The organism is Methanobacterium sp., assembly GCA_030017655.1.
In the GTDB taxonomy this organism is placed as follows: Archaea; Methanobacteriota; Methanobacteria; order Methanobacteriales; family Methanobacteriaceae; genus Methanobacterium_D.
The window spans coordinates 29485-47398 of sequence record JASEIM010000003.1; the positions used below are offsets into that span (position 1 = coordinate 29485).

Below are 17914 nucleotides of genomic sequence, written 5' to 3' on the forward strand. Positions count from 1 at the left end.
TTAAAAATTATATTTTAATTAACTTATAAACACAGATAATATCTTTAACTTTGAATATTATAAATTAGATCAATTTTACCGATGTGATACTATGGATGAACATGTAATAGAGGCACTTGGAAAAACAAGAGTAGTTGTCAGAGATGGAAAAGTTGTGGAAGTCGGAGAACCAGAAATTAATTACTGCCCTCTTTTTGATAAATACAGGGGAATTAAAGAGCTTACCCCTGAAGCGATCAAAAAAAATATAGAATTTAGAATTAAAGATTTTGGAATGTGCACAGGGGATAGAGTATTGCGTATGAAGGATTTTTTATCATTTGGGGTTTCTGAAACATTAGGCACGCTCCTTGATGAAAATATAATCGATTGTGCAGTTATTGTCAGTGAAGGGTGTGGAACTGTGATTGTAACTGATCCTGAATTTGTTCAGGGCATGGCCGGTAGAATATCTGCTTTTTTAAGCACTTCTCCAATTACCGAAATCATAGACGCAGTCGGAGCTCAAAATACCCTTGATCCTGAAACTGCTGAAATTGATCAGATTAAAGGAGCATTAAAATCTATTGGTATGGGTTATAAAAACATAGCAGTTACAATAATATCTCCCGAAGATGCAAAAAGGCTTAGAGAAATTGAAAAAGAACATGAAGACATTAAAATTTATATATTCGCTGCTCATGTAACTGGAATGTCAAAAAATGATGCAGAAGCTCTATTTGATACTGCAGATGTTGTGACTGGTTGTGCATCAAAGTATATAAGAGAAGTAGGAAAAGATCGAGAAGTATTCGCAGTTGGAGCTTCAATACCTATTTATGGAGTTACTGAAGATGGAGAAAATTTTTTAAAGATAAGAATTGATAAAATTGGGGGTTTAAAGGATAAACCACATGCTAAAATACCTGATCCTTTAATTTAGTAGAAATACGCCAATAAAAATTAATCTATCCCTGCAAGGGCACGAATCAGAGAACTCTGGGTTATAAGGCCTACAAGAATTCCATTTTCTGCCACAGGAATTCTCTGATAACCTTTATCTGCCATTACTTTTGTAATTTCCATGATAGGTGTGTCTTTGTTTGCCACATACAGATCTTTACTCATTAAATCACCAACTTTGAGACCTAAAGCTTCTCCCCCCGCTAAAAGAACATCTCTATGGGTTATTATTCCCACAAGTTTCTTATCATCAACAACAGGAAGTCCCCCAACATTACATCTCATCATTTTCAATTTAGCGGCTGCAACAAGGTCATTTGGTGAAGTTACATGAACCTCTTCTATCATAATGTTCTTTGCCTGTAGTTTTTTAATCATAAGTTTATTTTATTTTAACATATATATTAAGATAAAGACCAAAATTTTAACAATTTCAATTTTTTTAACTACGAGGGATTAAAAGTGACTCAATTAGAATCTGCTAGAAAAGGCCAAATCACCAATGAAATGGAAAAGGTTGCAAAAGAAGAGAATATAGAAATTCAAAAACTTATCAAACGATTATCAAAAGGATATATCACAATTCCAAAGAATGTTAATGGTAAAAGTATTCCTAAGGGCATTGGTAAGGGATTAACTACCAAGATCAACGCTAATGTAGGTTCATCTTCAGAAATAGAAAACATAGAAAAAGAAGTGGAAAAAGCCAGAACAGCGGTTAAATACGGCGCTGATGCTGTAATGGATTTGAGCACGGGTTCACATTTAAAGGGGGTTAGGAAAGAAATAATAGGGGCAATTGAAGTTCCAATTGGAACTGTTCCTATATATGAGGCGGCTGTGGGAGCATCTAAGAAAAAAGGTGCAGTAATCAACATGGATGAAGATGATATGTTTAACGCCATAATCAACCAGGCTAGAGAAGGCGTTGACTTCATGACTATTCATTCAGGAATTACAATGGACACTGTAGACAAAATAAGAAATTCAAACAGAATTATGGGTATTGTAAGCCGTGGAGGAGCATTTTTGGCCGCATGGATACTTCAAAATAAAGAAGAAAACCCTCTTTATAAAAATTTTGATTATTTACTGGAAATAGCCCATGAATATGATGTAACCCTTAGTTTAGGGGATGGATTAAGGCCAGGATGTCTGGCGGATGCCTCAGATATTCCCCAAATTCAGGAACTAATAATACTTGGTCAGCTTGTTGAAAGGGCCAGAGAAGCTGGAGTTCAAGTCATGGTTGAAGGGCCAGGGCATGTTCCACTTGATCAAATTGAAGCAAATATGAAAATTCAGAAAACAATCTGTAAAGGGGCTCCATTTTACGTTTTAGGTCCAATTGTAACTGATCTTGCTCCGGGCTATGATCATATAACCTCTGCAATCGGAGGTGCCATAGCCGCCTTTTCAGGGGCTGATTTCCTATGTTATGTCACTCCAAGGGAGCATCTTGCAATTCCTGACGTTGAAGCCGTAAAAGAGGGTGTTGTTGCATCTAAAATAGCTGCACAAGCTGCTGATGTGGCTAAGGGAATAAAAAGTGCATGGAATAGTGAGCTTCAGATGGCCAGGGCAAGAAGATGTTTTAACTGGGAAAAGCAGTTTGAGCTGGCATTTGATCACGAAACACCGCGTAAATACAGGGAAAGTACACCTACAAAGGGCGATATGTGCACTATGTGTGGGGAATTCTGTGCTTTAAGGATTGTAAGGGATAATTTAGGTTAGAACTTTCTTTTTTTATTTTATATTCTATTTTAATTGTTACTGGATACTCTTCGAAAAAATAAAATACTTAAACATATAAAAGTATTACTTGGTGGTAATATGAGATCCAGAATTAACATGCTTCGAAATACGAGCACATATGCATTTGATTCATGTCCAACATGTGGATCTGATATGTTAATAAAAATAGATGAATATAACTATCCAACTGGATGGTTAGAAGTATATGAATGCCAGGGATGTGGATCTGTAATTGAAAAAATAATAGATTAAATAACGGGTTTTAATAACGGGCTTAATTTTTGTTAAAATCTATTATAAACTAAATTATGGATTCTAAGTAGAATTAATCAGGTTAATTTGGATCAGAAATTAGTTTTAATTTTTAAAGTTTTAAATAACTATTAGTATGTGGGTTTAAATATAATTGAACATTGAAGGAGTGGATATTGTGGCTATGGAACATGTTGAAGGAGAAAATAAGGGTAAAGTAATTCTTTATGCATTAAGTACTTGTGGATGGTGTAGAAAGACTCGAATGCTTCTTGAAAGCTTGAAAATAGATTTTAATTATATTTATGTTGATCTCTTGAAGGGTGATGAAAGATCCGAAATTATAAAGGAAGTACAAAAGTGGAATCCTCAGCTTTCTTTTCCAACAGTAGTAATCAATGATGAGGATGTTATTGTAGGATTTAGAGAAGATGAAATTAAGGAGAAGCTTCAATGAACAACGATATCAGCGACCAGGAACTTGATGAATTTTATAAGAAGGTAAAAAAAGATGTTGAAGCTCATGGATATCATCTAAATCCTGATGTGGAGTTCACTAAATATCTCCTTAAAAATATATTACTGAATGAACAGCGTTATGGCTATGGGTCGTGTCCATGCCGCCTTGCAGCAGGTAATAAGGAGGAAGACCTTGATATCATTTGCCCCTGTGACTATAGGGATCCTGATTTAAATGAGTATGATACATGTTACTGTGGTCTCTATATTTCTGGAGACATCTTAAATGGTAAAAAAGAATTAACATCGATACCTGAGAGAAGACCTGCTCCAAAAGAACGAGAACAATCAAAAAGCGAATTAGGAAGCGTAATTTCTTCTTTAGATGTTCCTGTATTTAGATGCAGCGTTTGTGGTTATTTATGTGCAAGGGAAGAACCTCCAGAAGTATGCCCAATCTGTAAAGTTGGAAAAGAACGTTTCAAAAGGTTTATTTAAACTAAAATTTCTCTATTTCTTTTAATAACTAAAACAAATATTTAAATTCCATTTTTATCTATTCATTTTCACATTTAAGAATTCTAAGTTAAATTATATCCATAAAATTAGGATTTTTGATTAAAAATAAATAATAAATATTTATCCAACAATATTATTACTGTATATAAATTGAAATGTTTTGGCTGATTTAATATGGCGTCCATTCTGAACTTTGCTAAAAAAAATACAGATAATATAATTACTCCTTTTGGCCAAACTGATGTTTTACTGATTTATGCAATTGTTGCAGAAAAATTAAAGAAATATTTAAAGAATCGAGAACTTGCAAGTAAAATATGGCTGCCGAAAGGATATGTCCGCTATTTACTTAAAAGAGGATCAAAATTAGATCCTCTATATGTTGAAGAACTGGTTAAAGCTGTGGATTTAGATTTTTTAGAGCTTAGATCAAAGGAAAAGCACTTGAAAGATGCAAAAAATGATATTACAGATTTACAGAATAAGGTCTGGCAGTATTTCCTTCCAAGAAAACTGGCTGATTTCTTTTATGCAACAAATCATGAAAATCCGGGAGGAGAAATAGACAGAATATTTTTTGATATTGACAGATTTAAAGGAATTTCAGCAGAGCAGGCACAGATAGCTACAAAAATTTTTGTAGAAACCATAAAAGAAGATAAAGAACTCCCTAATGTACTTGGAGACATTGATCCATTTATTTACTGGACTGGAAATTCATTTCATGTCTTTTTCTTTTTAGATCACAAGGAGCCGAATTCATTTTATGAAAAATATTTCCGGTATTCAAAAGATGACCCTGAAAGAAATTTTACAGGTAAATGGGCTAAAAAAGTGGATAAACAGGCTGATTTTAAAGTTTTAGGAGGACATGAAAGACAGGGGAATTCAATAAATATAGACCCATCACAGACTCCTTCAGGTAAATTAAGCCGAGTACCGTTAGGTTCGCTCCATATGAGTGATCCAGATACTGTGGATGGGGTTTCAGTTCCTGTAACTGAAAAAATGCTTTATGATGAGGAATTATGGGTTAAACTGGCAAATTACAGGCCAAAAGATATCATTGAAAATCTCAATCAATTTGAAAAATGCTTACCTGAAGATTTCAGGTGATTAAAATTAATTTTGGAGCTTTCACCAGGACCCTTGAAAGAATTGAAAATACCAGTTCTCAAAATGAAATGGTAGCAATTTTATCGGGGCTTTTTAAAGATATTGAGCCAGAAGAAATAGATAAGGCATGTTACATGGTGCTAGGACGAATAGCACCCCCATATGAAAGTATTGTTCTTGGATTAAGCGAAAAAACGGTTCAATCTGCAATATCTCTTGCAGGTGGAATTCCAAAGGATGAAGTTGAAGAAAAGATACGTAATCTTGGAGATATTGGCGAAGTAGCAGTTAAAATGGTTAAGAATATGGAAAATCCTTTTAAAGACTATTTTGATTATACTGGAGAACTATCTGTAAAAGATATCTTTGATGGTTTAAGGAAAATTGCTTATACATTTGGAAAAGGTTCTCAGGAAATTAAAAAGAAAATACTGGCTTCAATGCTTATAGAAGCTGACGAAGTGGGCAGAAAATACATCGCACGGCTTGCTGAAGGCACTATGCGCATTGGCGTTGGAGATATGACTATTTTAAACGCTTTATCTGTTGCTTTTTTCGGTTCAAAACAAAAAAAGGCAGAACTTGAACATGCTTATAATGTAAGTTCAGATATAGGGCTTGTTGCCAGAGTTCTAAAAAATAAAGGAATTAAGGGCATTAATGAAATAAAAATTACAATTAATAGGCCTATTAAAGTCATGTTAGCCCAACGTGTATCTAAATTTGAGGATATCAGGAATAAAATTAAATCTCGTGATATTTCAGCCGAAGAAAAATTTGATGGTGAAAGAATTCAGGCCCATAAGGATGGAAAGAGTGTTAAATTATATTCGCGCCGTTCGACCGACGTAACCTCTCAATTTCCTGATCTGGTTGAAAATATTAAAAGATACGTAAATGTAGAAAAAGCGATTTTAGATGGTGAAGCAATGGCATATGACTTTGAAAATGATATTTTTGCTTCTTTTCAGATATTGATGCAGCGGAGGAGAAAATATGATGTTAAAGAGTATAGAAAAAAGATTCCAGTTAGATATATGGTTTTTGATGTTCTTTATGTGGATGGAAAATCATTTATGCACACCGGTTATCCTGAACGCCGGAATAAACTTGAAACACTTATTGAGGGTTCAAAATATATTGCTTTAGCCAATCGAAGGGTTAGTTCAGACATGAATAGCATAGATGATTTCTTTCAGGAATGTTTAAATAAAAATTTAGAGGGTATTGTGTGTAAATCATGTGCAGAAGATTCATATTATCAAGCAGGGGGACGAGACTGGACATGGATTAAATGGAAAAAAGAGTATATCGGTAAACTGTCAGATACCCTTGATTTAGTTATTTTAGGTGCATATGCAGGGAGAGGCAGACGTAGTGGTACATACGGGGCTCTTTTATGTGCTGCTTATAATCATACTGAAGATACCTTTGAAACTGTTTGTAAAGTGGGAACTGGATTTTCTGATAAACAACTGGCAGATATGCCTGAAAAGCTTGCTGATGCTGGAGTATATAAAATGCCTGCAAGGGCAACTGTAACTAAAGAAATGGAGCCTGATTTCTGGTTTACTCCAAAATATGTTGTTGAGGTACTCGGATCTGAGATTACTAAAAGCCCTGTTCATACCTGTAACTGGGAAGAAGGAAAAAAACAGGGTCTGGCTTTAAGATTTCCGCGATTTATAAGATGGCGTGAAGAAAAGTCTCCTGAACAAGCTACCACTACAGAGGAAATTTTACAGATGTATAAATGGATTTAAATCATTATTTTAGTTTTATATGGTTGTAAATTTATTTTTCATTTAATTAAATTGTTATAATGATTTTAAATCCAATAATACTTAATATATTTACTTATATTTAATGCCTTTCTTGATAGGATGTAAAGTTTTTTATATACCAATGATCATAAAAGAGTATTACAAAATTATAAAAAATGCATAAAACATGAAATGGATTCTACAGTTTAAATCAATAACAGCTGTAAAGAATCTTATCATGTTAGTATTGGAGGTAAAATAAAATGACAGATGTAATAAAAAGAAATGGCCAAAGAGAACAATTCAAAGAAGAAAAATTAAGAATGTCCATAGAAGGCGCTGTTAAAGATGCGGGGTTTGATGTAGGTCAAAAAAGAGAAGTAATAGAACACGCTTCACAAGATGCTATACAAATGGCAAAAGGAATGGAACAAATAGAAGTTAAACAAATACGTGATACTGTATTAAGAGATTTAGAACAGGATGATCAACAGGTAGCTCAAGCCTGGAGAAATTACGAAAGAACCCATGGAATGAAGTATTAAAATTCCATTAAACCATTTTATTTTTCTTTATTCTTTAACTTAAGTTCATTTTTTTAGCTTTTAAATGCATAATTGTTATATGAAAATTATTTATATCACTTTTCTCATAGTAATAAAGAATTAAATAAATGTATGATACAGGTGGTGATTATATGACTGATGTGATAAAAAGAAATGGTAAAAAAGAACCATTTAGGCCACAAAAACTGAGAAAATCAATTGAAAACGCTGTTACAGATGCGGGTTTTACTTTAACTGATCAGATGGGAACAATTGAACATGCAACACAGGATGCAGAAAATCTTGCAAGAAACAGGAATGAAATAAGTACCAGGGAAATTAGAAATGAAGTTATAAATGATTTAGAAAGCGATGCTCCGGAGGTAGCCCGATCCTGGAAAAACTATGAGAAAACTCATGGAATAAGATAAAAATATGATAAAAATTCCAAGTTTCATTATTTTATTTTTAAAAATATATCCAAAATTAATATCAAATTTAATTTTATCCAGTAATGTGGTAATATGACAGATATAATATTAAGAAATGGTAAAAGAGAACAATATAGTGAAGAAAAAGTAAGAAATTCCATTGAAAGCGCCATTAAAGATGCCAGTTTAGATTTAGAGGATCATAGAGAACTTATAGATAACACAATGAACGATGTGAATAAACTGGTGCAAAAAAGTAAAGAAGTAGGTGCTGATGAAATACGTGATGTATTAATAAGAGATTTTGAAAAGTATTGGGTAGGAGATCAGGTCCCTGTTGCAGCAGCATGGCGAAATTATGAATTAAAACATGGAATAATTTACAAAGACTAGTTTATTTTTTTAAAATTACAGAAACTGGATGCAGATGAATGTATAATATAAACATTACTCATATTTAGATATCTATATTGGACAATTAAATGAAAGTAAATTATTTTATAGGATGTTCTGGCTGGTATTACAATGACTGGGCCGGAAAATTCTATCCAGAAAGAGGATCTAAATCAAAATGGCTGGGATATTACTCTGAACAATTCCAAACAGTTGAAGTCAATAACACATTTTATCGATTTCCAAACGAAAAAACAGTCAAAGGATGGCACGATAGGACACCTGATGATTTTAAATTTACTTTAAAAGCCAATCAACTTATAACCCATAGAAGAATGTTTAAAAACACTAAAAATACTATCAATCGGTTTTATAGACTTGCAGAACTTCTTGAAGATAAGTTAGCCTGTATATTATTCCAGATGCCTCCAAATAAACCAAAAGATCTCGATTTTTTGGAAAATGCAGTTGAGCAACTGGATAATTCAAAAAAGAATGTAATTGAATTTAGACACCTGACCTGGTTTGAAAGTGAAGTTTACAAGATTTTAAATAAATTTAACATAGGATTTTGTTCTGTTTCATCTCCAGACTTGCCAGAAGATATTATAGTTACATCAAACATAGCATATATAAGATTCCACGGTAAAAATGGAAATGATGAAAGATATCGTTATTTATATTCAAAAAAAGAGTTAAATGAATGGGCAGAAAAAATTAAGGAGTCAAAAGCAAGGGAAGTGTTCTGTTACTTTAACAATGATTACAATGCTAATGCAACAAAAAATGCGTTGGTGCTGAAAGATATTTTAGATTGAATTTAAACTTTTTTATAGAATATAAAAATAATAAAAGTCAGGGTCCAATAGCTTTTTTTAGCGTCACCATGTCTTCTTTAAGCTGTGGAAGCAGGTTCCTTGAATATAATGCCGCCGCTGGATGGAATAAAGCCATATATTTCCTGCCATTTAATTGATAAGTCTCACCATGTATCTGTTTAATGTTCTTTTTTCCTATTAATGCATAGGCGGCGCTGTTTCCAAGCAATCCAATTATATCTGGGTCAATCAGCTCTATCTGCTTGCTTAAGTAAAGATCTATACATGTGCTGTATTCTGGCTTTTTTGGTTTTCGGTTATCCTCTGGTCTGCATTTAACAATGGAAGTAATATAAATTTGCGACCTATCCAAGCCTGCTTCATGCAGTATTTCGCTTAATAATTTGCCTGCCATTCCAATGAATGGCCGTCCAGTTTCATCCTCATTTTTACCGGGTGCTTCCCCAATAAGCATTATTTTGGCATATTCTGGTCCTTCTCCAAATACAACCCTTGTTCTGCTTTTATTTAAAGGGCACTGGATACAGGTGCTTGCCACTTTGCAAAGATTTTCAAGATTCATGGTTTATTTTTTGAACAATTGAATATAAGCGTATTTTGGGTTTTTGATACCGTTTTTTCTGAAATTTTTAAAGTAACTTTCTATGGAGTTAATGTACTTTAGCATGGATTTTATTTCCTTGATATTTTTAAAGTTATTTTCTATAATTTCCATGTATTTTTGCACAAATTTTATTTGGGCTTCTAATTTTTCTGTAGCTTCTGATGGGTTTTGATTAATGATCTGGTTGTTTTCCATTCTTTTTACTGCAATTAGAGATTCAGATACTACTTTATATGAAAAAATACCTATTTTTAATGTGATAAATCCTAATGTTGCTATTAATGCCAGTATAAATGCAGATGACACATATAACCATACTATGTCTAAAGCTGCCATGAATACATTTTTGTTATTAATTATATTTAAATTTTTATTAAATTATTACTATGTGAGTATTGAATCTTCATAAATAGGGATATATTTATATTATAAAATATATTGAGGCAGTTTAACGAAACGATTTTCTATTATAAATCTTAAAAATAAATATTTCATCTGTTGATGGAGTATAATAGCATATTTATTCTAATTTGGGTATATTGTTTTCCATTATATAACAAAAAAGTATTACATTTCAGAAAATTAAAAAGAATATTCATTTAAAATTATTTTTTTTGGCATTCTGGACAATAATAGGCAGTTCTACCAGAAATTTTCATAGTTTCAAGCTTTATATCAGAATTAGGACATTTACCATTTTTAACACGGTTTGGAATTAAAAATGATTCTGGGAGTTTCTGATTTGCAATTTGTCTATCTAAAGCTGTTTTAAGCACATTTTTCATTATTTTATAAATATTTCCAATTTGTTCATCATTAAGCTTACTGGCAGAGGTTTTAGGATGAATACATGCTTGAAATAGTATTTCATCAGAATAAATATTGCCAATACCTGCAAGAATATTCTGATTCATTAGTAAAGTTTTAACGGCGCCTTTCCGTGATTTGATTATATTTTGAAATGATTTAAGCTCGATTTCACATGCATCTGGACCTAATTTCTTTTCTTTAATAAAATCAGCAGTTTTATGAACTAAACTAATTTTTCCAAACTTCCTGGGATCATCAAAAGCAAGAAAACTCTTATCTTCAAATCCGATTAAAATTCTATCATAAAGGGGGATTTCATCAGTATTTTTGAAGTAAATAAGTTTTCCAGTCATTCCAAAATGTAAAACCATCCAATAATTGTTATCCAAATGTGCAAAAAGATATTTTCCATGTCTTCTGGTGTATTGAAATTTATGTTCCTCTAATCTATTCTTTAACCCATGTTTATCGATATTTTGAAGGATTTCAGGACTTTTTATATCAACACTTTCAATAGTTTTATTAAGGGATGTTTTATCCATATATCTCTTAAAGGATTCCACTTCAGGTAATTCGGGCATTTAGATCCTCCAGAACACTTTTATATGTTTTAATTTAATTATTAATCAGTTCTATATCCTAAATTAATTTTAAATAGATTTAAAGGTAAATTTTTTAAATATTCTGGGTTTCAAAGTATAATTTGTATTTTGGAATTTAAAAATTTTGAATAGATTTATTAGATAAACTTTATCTAAACTACAGTATAAAAAAGAAATATGACAGTTGAATTTAATATTTATTTTAATTAGTGATAAAATGCCCGAATTTCAAAGTAAAATGAAATATAAAGAGCTTGTAGAAGTTTATGAAGCCCTGACTTCCACAACAAAAAGACTGGAAAAAACCACAATTCTTGCAGAGTTTTTAAAAAATACAGAAGCTGAAATCCTTCCTATTGTTACATTACTATCATTAGGTAAAGTATTTCCCGTTTGGAGTGAAAAAGAGATTGGAATAGGTTTAAAACTTCTTATGAAAGCAATTTCTTTGGTTGTGGGTGTCAGTATGGATACTGTGGAAGATAGCGTAAGGGACAAAGGAGATATAGGATTTGCTGCTGAGGCACTTTTTGCCAAAAGATATCAATCAACTCTTTTTACAAGGCCCCTGACCATAGTGAAGGTATATAAAAACATGACAAAACTTGCAGAAATATCGGGTAAAAATGCTCAGACCAGGAAGATCAGAATACTCATTGAGCTTCTGACTTCAGCCAGCCCTGCTGAGGCGAAATACATCTCAAGAACAGTGGTTGAAGAGCTTAGAGTAGGAATTGGCGAGGGCACAATTAAAGACGCTGTTTCTGAAGCTTTTAATGTAGAAAAAGAGGTCGTTGAAAGGGCTTTAATGCTTACAAATGATCCGGGACTTGTGGCAGAAGTTGCAAAGGAAAAAGGAGAAGAAGGGCTTAAAAAACTGAATCTTATACCTGGAAAACCGGTAAAACCAATGCTCGCACAGCTTTCGCCAGGAATCGAGGTTTCAGTAGAAGAAATGGGTACTGCAATCTGTGAAACCAAATATGATGGTTTCAGGGTTCAAATCCATAGAATTGGTGATGAAATAAAAATTTTCACAAGAAGACTGGATAACATAAAGAATGCAGTTCCAGAAATTGTTGAATATGTAGAAAAATATCTTCCCTCTGAGGATTTAATTGTGGAAGGAGAAATAATCGCTACAAAAGATGGAAATCCAATTTCATTCCAGTACATTCTCCAGAGAGTCCGCAGAAAATATGAAATTGAGAGATTACGCCTTGAAGTTCCTCTTATTATGTATCTTTTCGATGTTCTTTATTATAAAAAACCCCTGATTGACACTCCCTTTGGTGAGAGACGGAAGATACTGGAATCAATTGCTAAGATTGAACCTTCCAAATTTGAGCTCAGTAATCAAGTTATTGTAACTAAAGAAAACATTGAGGATGCTCAAAAGTTGTTTGAAAGTTCCATTAAATCAGGTCATGAGGGGATAATGATAAAAGATCCATCTGCTCCCTATATGCCAGGAATAAGGGGTAAGAAGATGCTAAAACTCAAAGCTGAGCCTGAAACACTTGATCTGGTTGTTGTTGGGGGTACATATGGTAGGGGTAGGAGAGCAAATCTCATAGGCTCATATCTTGTGGCCGCACAGGATGAAGAAGGAAATCTGAAAACAATAGCCCATACAGCAACGGGATTGGATGATGCAACACTCCTGGAACTTTCAAATAAAGTAGAAAGTCTTATAATAGAAAAAAAAGGTAGAAAAGTGAAATCAAGACCTGAAATCATACTTGAAATTGCATACAGCGAAATCGTTAAAAGCCCTGAATATGAAAGCGGTTATTCCCTGAGATTCCCTGTTGTTAAAAGAATAAGGGATGATAAAGGCATTGATGATATTGATACCGTTAATAGAATCGAATCTATTTTTAATTCCAGAAATTAATCCTTCCTTTAACCAGGAATAGGTCATCATAAGGATCACAGTCGCCTTCAATAGGGTTTTCATATTTCTTTTTATAGAAATTTTCTGGAATAAAAAGTTCCTCACGAAACCCTGATTTTTTATAAGAGCGAATATCCTGGATGTTTTTTAAGCAGTGTCTGATTATAATTGTATGAAATCCTTTATGGAACAATTTATCGGATAAAAGCTTAACTGCAGCAGTTCTATAACCTTATCCAGTATATTTCAGGCTTTTAAGCCAGATATCTATTTCTACCATGCATTTTTTAAGATGAATGGCCTTATAACTTATAAACCCAATCTCTTTTTCATTTTCTTTTAGCGATTAATAAATATTTACGCCCTTTTTAAGACTGGAATCCTTAAAATAGAAATTTTCATAGTCTTTCTCAAATTCAATGAAGTTTGGGGGAGGATATATGGTGGATAACCCTGCAATTCATTTATATATGGAGAAAAATAAGATGATAGAGTCATTTATACACTTTTTTTCTATTCTTTAGTTCAGATTCTTAGATAGGCCATTTTAACACTATAAGAATTTTTTTAAGATTGTTATTTATTTTTTTGGTTTATGATATAATTGAAGATTTTTGTAAGAATCAAAAACTTTATATGCCAAAACACATTTATTATACTTAACTTTCATAAAATACTAAAAGTTATGAAAATATAAAAAGTTAAAAAATTAAGGTGTAAAAAATGAACCCTGTATTAGAAAACATAAAAAGCAGAAGAAGCGTACGTAAGTACCTTCCCGACCAGATTAAAGATGAAGAACTTGAAAAAATCCTTGAAGCAGCCATATATGCTCCTACTGGACATAATGACCAGCCATGGCATTTCACTATAATCCAGAATAAGGATTTAATTAACGAAATCAGCGAAGGTGCAAAGGCAGTAATGCGGGAAATGGATGTGGAATGGATAGCTCAAATGGGAGCAATAGAACAGCTCAATATCTTTCATAGAGCACCAACAGCAGTAATTGTATCTGGAAAAAAGGATGCAGTAACTCCAATGGTAGATTGTTCGGCAGCAGTACAGAACATGCTTCTTGCAGCCGAAAGCATGGATATAGGTTCATGCTGGATTGGATTTGCAAAATTTTATTTTACGGATCCTGAAAAAATGAAGAAATTCAATATTCCAGAGAATTATGAAGTTCACTTTGGAGTATCTTTAGGATATAAAGTTAAAAAAAATCCACAGGCTTTAGAAAGGAATAAAGAAGTCTTTACTTATTTCAGATAAATTTAAAACAATGGATTTAGTTAATATGGCTAATAAAAAAAATTCTCCAAAGGAAGAATTTAGGGAAATTGTATATGAGAGTTGCAAAGCTCTTGGACTTGATGATTTTCCATCAAGACTATTATCTGTTCTTCAAAGTGAGCCAGAAGAAATATCTCTTGGAGAATTATCTGAAATGACTGGATACAGCTTATCTGGACTCAGCACCACCTTAAAAGCCATGGAAGAAAGGCAAATGGTAAAAAGATTTAAAAAACCAAAGTCCAGAAAGGTCTATGTCAAGGTGGATAAAGATATAACTACATTTTTTATTGAATTGCAGAAAAAAAGATATGAACAAAGTATCATGCCTTCTTTAGAAAAAATTCCAGGTATAATAGAGAAATATGAGAAAATAGGGGATTTTGAAGAAGAATTAACCATAATAAAAGATTATTATGCCCAGACATTATTTCTGGCAGAAGAAAGTAGAAAATTTATTGAAGCACTGGAAAAGGGTAGAATAAAAAAAATAAAATAGGAATGATTGATATGAAAGTAAAAGAAGAGAATTCAAACTGTTCTCCTATAAGTTCTCTATATTGTAATTTAAAAATAAGATTAACCGGGAATTTAAAGGATAAAAATCTTGATAATCTGTATAAATGCAGTTTATGTAATGAATGCCATCTCGCGGGCTTTAATCATTACGCTAGAGAAATAGCAGTAAGTAAAAGTCTCATAACTCGCCACACGGCTGAAATAAGGAAAAATATAGCACAATCAGGTAATTCTTATGGGATTACATCTGATAATGGGGATAATGGACAAACCAAAATGGAAACTGTGTTATTTAGGGGATGTACACCTACATATAAGACACCAGAAATACTTGCATCTGCAGAAAACCTGCTTAAAAGTAATGGCATAGAATACGGCGTTTTAAACAATGAAACATGTTGTGGTAACATATTATTTAATTTAGGGGATATTAAATCTGGAGATGAGACAGTAAGAAAAAACATTGAAAAATTCAAGGCAGCAGGAGTCAAAAAAATTATAACAATATGTCCTGGCTGTTATAGTGCATTTAATAAATATTATAAAGGGCAATATGAATTTAATCCAGAAATAATTCTTGCAATTGAGTTATTAGGCAAATCAACTGTTAGAAAAGGGGATTTTACAATTCAGGATCCATGTCATGCAAGAGAGAAAAGCCATGATGTACGCAGGATACTCACCAGTGCAGGAAATAAAAGTGCAAGCCCCTGTTGTGGGGCGGGTGCAGGCGTTATGGCGCATGATAAATCTGTTGCAACTACAAAAGCAAGAAAAACAGTAAACAATATTCCTGAAAAGATTGTTACGTACTGTCCATTCTGCTATCTCAACCTATCATCTGTGAATTCTGATAAGGTTTCAGATATTTACATGCTTTTAGCTGAAAAAGGTTAATAATGAGGTCTTATAATGGAGATAGTCCCTAAAGTACATCAATTTAGTGGAATGAGCAACTGTTATCTGGTTGAGGGTGATGAAATGATGTTAATAGACACTGGAAATCCGGGTAATTCTAAAAAGATCATAAATTATGTGAAAAATACTCTAAATCGCAACCCCGAGGATATAAATACAATTGTTCTAACACATCACCATTTTGACCATACTGGAAGTCTTGGAGAACTTAAAAAAGCCACCGGAGCAAAAGTCGCTGCTCATAAGGATGATGCAGATTATATTAAAGAAAAGAAAAGACCGCATGAACCGGTAGTTTCAAAAATATTAGTAAAGCTATTAAAAATGATTTATAGGCCTCAAACTGTTGAACCAGATATTTTACTTGAGGATGGTGATGAAATTTGTGGCTACACGGTTATACATACACCGGGCCATACTCCGGGAAGTATTTGTTTATATAATAAAAATAATAAGACTATTTTTGTAGGTGATAATCTTAAAAATGAAGGGGGAAAAATCGAAGGTCCTCCACGTATATTCACGTTAAATAATGAACAGGCTAATGAATCCATCAAAAAACTGGAAGATCTGGATATTGAAGTAATTTTTACAGGACACAGTAAGCCTGTCACATTTAAAGCTTCAGAAAAATTAAAGGAATACCTGAATAAGATATAAAGTTCCATTAAACTAAAATTGATAAAAATTAAGCAGGTCTTGGATTTGGTTCCACGTTTAATGTTATTGCATTATCTGCTGAGTTTTTTAAAGCTATACTAAAGCCGGGTTCGGCTCCAATAACTACTGTTTCCTTACCATTTTCTTTAGCAATATTTATTAGAGGTAAAAAATCTGCATTACGGGTCATAATCGCAATTACATCAATATTAGGATTATGGATTAGTTCAAAGGCTTCGACAGCCAGCTGAACATCAACGTCACCAGCCACTATTATTGGGGAAAATCCCTGGTTTGTTACAGCTTCAATGAGCTTGGTTGAAGCATACTGGTTTAAAAGAACCTTTCCAACTTTTATTTTACCACTTTTAGATACTATTTTTTTAATTATGTCCAGATCGAGGTGGAATTCGTTCCGGAGCATATTTGGCCCATCTATAAGAAGTCCCACATTTTTCTCGCCGGATTTACGGGTCAGCGGGATATATTCTTTAAATGAACTCAGTTTTTCTATATTATGCACTTTTTCACTCCTAAAGATATTCAAAAATTTCAATAAATGTCCAACAATATAATTGCAATAATTATTGCCAAAATTTTGTTATATATCTAATATTATTGTATAAAGATTATTAAATACTTATGCCCAAATTTTTTCCAATTTTTTTCTAAAAAATGCCTGCAAATGGGAATTTTAATAAACCTGGATTCATTAATCATCTAAACTTCGAATTTAAACATTTAATTATTTAATTTTATAAGATAGGCATTTTTCGGATTTTCTGAAAATTGTTTAATCTTTCCATAATCTTTTTTGGCCATTATTTAATTGATAATATGCTAAATTGGTTAAATAATGTATATTAACACATAATTGTTTATTTTATACAGTAAAATCCTGCCTGCATATAAGCAAACCATAAAAGCTCCACAGAACTAAAACCAGCATCTCTTAATAATTTGAGATGTTCTTCTACTGTTATTGGGAAATATTCCTGATCAAATCTTTTTAAATGTTCTTCTATTTCTTCTGGATTCCTTCCACTGGATAAATGGAAATTTTCCCAGTATTTCTCTCCAACTTCAATACCTTTTTCAGTAATAGGGAGGATATTTTCGAATGTTATAAACACACCATCTTCCTTTAGAATTTTATAACACACATTAACCGTTTTTTCCCTGTCTTTTCTTGAAAGATAATGATGGCACTGGATAGTGGTAATTACATCTGGTTTTTCTTCTAATATTAATTCCGGGGTTGGCGATGGTCGAAGAAATTCAATTTCATAGTTTTTATTGGAAGATAACTTTTTTTGTACCTGTTTTAACATGCCTTCAGATGGGTCCAGTAATAAAAACTTAGTATTTTTAAACTCTTTCACTGCTTTTTTAACAAGAGTCCCAGTCCCGCATCCTGTATCAAGCCAGATTTCGGGCTCAAATTCCATGGATTTTATTAAATTTATGTTTTCTTTATGATAAGATTCATAGTAAGGAAGTGTATTAACTACATTGGCATCTTAATCATCCGATTTATATGGGGTGGTGTTGTCTCTGCGTTTCAAAATGAATACTTCCTTGAAAATAAAAT

Annotated in this window: 23 protein-coding genes; 16 read left to right on the forward strand and 7 right to left on the reverse strand. The window is 32.6% G+C overall.

The annotated features are described in order from the left end of the window. The first annotated feature begins 91 nt into the window (after positions 1–91). Complete coding sequence (locus QMD61_02190; GenBank protein MDI6723438.1) at positions 92–922, forward strand: DUF2099 family protein; 831 nt, start codon at positions 92–94, stop codon at positions 920–922. Between the two features lie 20 nt (positions 923–942). On the opposite strand, the gene QMD61_02195 is transcribed toward QMD61_02190, so the two are convergent. After that, positions 943–1320 (reverse strand): CBS domain-containing protein, encoded by a 378-nt coding sequence (locus QMD61_02195; protein MDI6723439.1) that lies wholly within the window; start codon positions 1318–1320, stop codon positions 943–945. Positions 1321–1404: 84 nt separating this feature from the next. Here QMD61_02195 and thiC point away from each other — a divergent pair, with 84 nt between their 5' ends. The 10 genes from thiC to QMD61_02245 all read left to right on the forward strand — a co-directional run bounded on the left by thiC (position 1405) and on the right by QMD61_02245 (position 8996). Continuing rightward, positions 1405–2679: a phosphomethylpyrimidine synthase gene (gene thiC / locus QMD61_02200; GenBank protein MDI6723440.1), complete on the forward strand. Its 1275-nt coding sequence runs from the start codon at positions 1405–1407 to the stop codon at positions 2677–2679. Between the two features lie 99 nt (positions 2680–2778). Next, positions 2779–2952, forward strand: coding sequence for a hypothetical protein (locus QMD61_02205; protein ID MDI6723441.1), 174 nt, complete (start codon positions 2779–2781; stop codon positions 2950–2952). A gap of 154 nt (positions 2953–3106) precedes the next feature. Beyond that, entirely contained in the window at positions 3107–3409 is a 303-nt protein-coding gene (locus QMD61_02210; GenBank protein ID MDI6723442.1) for a glutaredoxin family protein, read from the forward strand. Beyond that, positions 3406–3909: a ferredoxin-thioredoxin reductase catalytic domain-containing protein gene (locus tag QMD61_02215; protein MDI6723443.1), complete on the forward strand. Its 504-nt coding sequence runs from the start codon at positions 3406–3408 to the stop codon at positions 3907–3909. Before QMD61_02210 ends, QMD61_02215 begins: the two co-directional genes overlap by 4 nt. Before the next feature lie 195 nt (positions 3910–4104). Then, positions 4105–5046, forward strand: coding sequence for a hypothetical protein (locus QMD61_02220; GenBank protein ID MDI6723444.1), 942 nt, complete (start codon positions 4105–4107; stop codon positions 5044–5046). After that, on the forward strand, positions 5043–6809 hold the full coding sequence (locus tag QMD61_02225; GenBank protein MDI6723445.1) for an ATP-dependent DNA ligase: 1767 nt from the start codon (positions 5043–5045) through the stop codon (positions 6807–6809). The genes QMD61_02220 and QMD61_02225 overlap by 4 nt, the downstream gene beginning before the upstream one ends. Before the next feature lie 263 nt (positions 6810–7072). Further along, positions 7073–7354 (forward strand): ATP cone domain-containing protein, encoded by a 282-nt coding sequence (locus QMD61_02230; protein MDI6723446.1) that lies wholly within the window; start codon positions 7073–7075, stop codon positions 7352–7354. 152 nt (positions 7355–7506) lie between these two features. Further along, positions 7507–7785: an ATP cone domain-containing protein gene (locus QMD61_02235; GenBank protein MDI6723447.1), complete on the forward strand. Its 279-nt coding sequence runs from the start codon at positions 7507–7509 to the stop codon at positions 7783–7785. Positions 7786–7878: 93 nt separating this feature from the next. Next, entirely contained in the window at positions 7879–8178 is a 300-nt protein-coding gene (locus tag QMD61_02240; protein MDI6723448.1) for an ATP cone domain-containing protein, read from the forward strand. A gap of 89 nt (positions 8179–8267) precedes the next feature. Next, positions 8268–8996 carry a DUF72 domain-containing protein gene (locus QMD61_02245; protein ID MDI6723449.1) on the forward strand — a complete coding sequence of 243 codons (729 nt, stop codon included), beginning with the start codon at positions 8268–8270 and terminating at the stop codon, positions 8994–8996. 37 nt (positions 8997–9033) lie between these two features. On the opposite strand, the gene QMD61_02250 is transcribed toward QMD61_02245, so the two are convergent. The 3 genes from QMD61_02250 to QMD61_02260 all read right to left on the reverse strand — a co-directional run bounded on the left by QMD61_02250 (position 9034) and on the right by QMD61_02260 (position 11012). After that, complete coding sequence (locus QMD61_02250; GenBank protein ID MDI6723450.1) at positions 9034–9579, reverse strand: uracil-DNA glycosylase; 546 nt, start codon at positions 9577–9579, stop codon at positions 9034–9036. 3 nt (positions 9580–9582) lie between these two features. Further along, positions 9583–9957 carry a hypothetical protein gene (locus QMD61_02255; protein ID MDI6723451.1) on the reverse strand — a complete coding sequence of 125 codons (375 nt, stop codon included), beginning with the start codon at positions 9955–9957 and terminating at the stop codon, positions 9583–9585. Between the two features lie 269 nt (positions 9958–10226). Next, entirely contained in the window at positions 10227–11012 is a 786-nt protein-coding gene (locus QMD61_02260; GenBank protein MDI6723452.1) for a DNA-formamidopyrimidine glycosylase family protein, read from the reverse strand. Positions 11013–11271: 259 nt separating this feature from the next. Between QMD61_02260 and QMD61_02265 the strand changes: the two genes are divergently transcribed. Then, positions 11272–12930, forward strand: a complete 1659-nt coding sequence (locus tag QMD61_02265) for an ATP-dependent DNA ligase (protein MDI6723453.1) — start codon at positions 11272–11274, stop codon at positions 12928–12930. Here QMD61_02265 and QMD61_02270 read toward each other — a convergent pair. After that, positions 12914–13123 (reverse strand): hypothetical protein, encoded by a 210-nt coding sequence (locus tag QMD61_02270; protein MDI6723454.1) that lies wholly within the window; start codon positions 13121–13123, stop codon positions 12914–12916. The two genes, QMD61_02265 and QMD61_02270, sit on opposite strands and share 17 nt — an antisense overlap. Positions 13124–13653: 530 nt before the next feature. On the opposite strand from QMD61_02270, the gene QMD61_02275 reads away from it, so the two are divergent. From QMD61_02275 to QMD61_02290, 4 genes are read left to right on the forward strand one after another with little or no spacing between them, the layout of a single operon-like run. Next, on the forward strand, positions 13654–14205 hold the full coding sequence (locus tag QMD61_02275) for a nitroreductase family protein (protein MDI6723455.1): 552 nt from the start codon (positions 13654–13656) through the stop codon (positions 14203–14205). A 25-nt stretch (positions 14206–14230) separates the two neighbouring features. After that, positions 14231–14725 (forward strand): winged helix-turn-helix transcriptional regulator, encoded by a 495-nt coding sequence (locus QMD61_02280; protein ID MDI6723456.1) that lies wholly within the window; start codon positions 14231–14233, stop codon positions 14723–14725. Between the two features lie 11 nt (positions 14726–14736). After that, entirely contained in the window at positions 14737–15642 is a 906-nt protein-coding gene (locus QMD61_02285) for a (Fe-S)-binding protein (protein MDI6723457.1), read from the forward strand. 15 nt (positions 15643–15657) lie between these two features. Next, positions 15658–16323: an MBL fold metallo-hydrolase gene (locus tag QMD61_02290; protein ID MDI6723458.1), complete on the forward strand. Its 666-nt coding sequence runs from the start codon at positions 15658–15660 to the stop codon at positions 16321–16323. Positions 16324–16351: 28 nt separating this feature from the next. On the opposite strand, the gene QMD61_02295 is transcribed toward QMD61_02290, so the two are convergent. Further along, positions 16352–16846, reverse strand: coding sequence for a TIGR00288 family NYN domain-containing protein (locus tag QMD61_02295; protein ID MDI6723459.1), 495 nt, complete (start codon positions 16844–16846; stop codon positions 16352–16354). A gap of 355 nt (positions 16847–17201) precedes the next feature. Next, complete coding sequence (locus tag QMD61_02300) at positions 17202–17771, reverse strand: class I SAM-dependent methyltransferase (GenBank protein MDI6723460.1); 570 nt, start codon at positions 17769–17771, stop codon at positions 17202–17204. Positions 17772–17914: the final 143 nt, after the last annotated feature.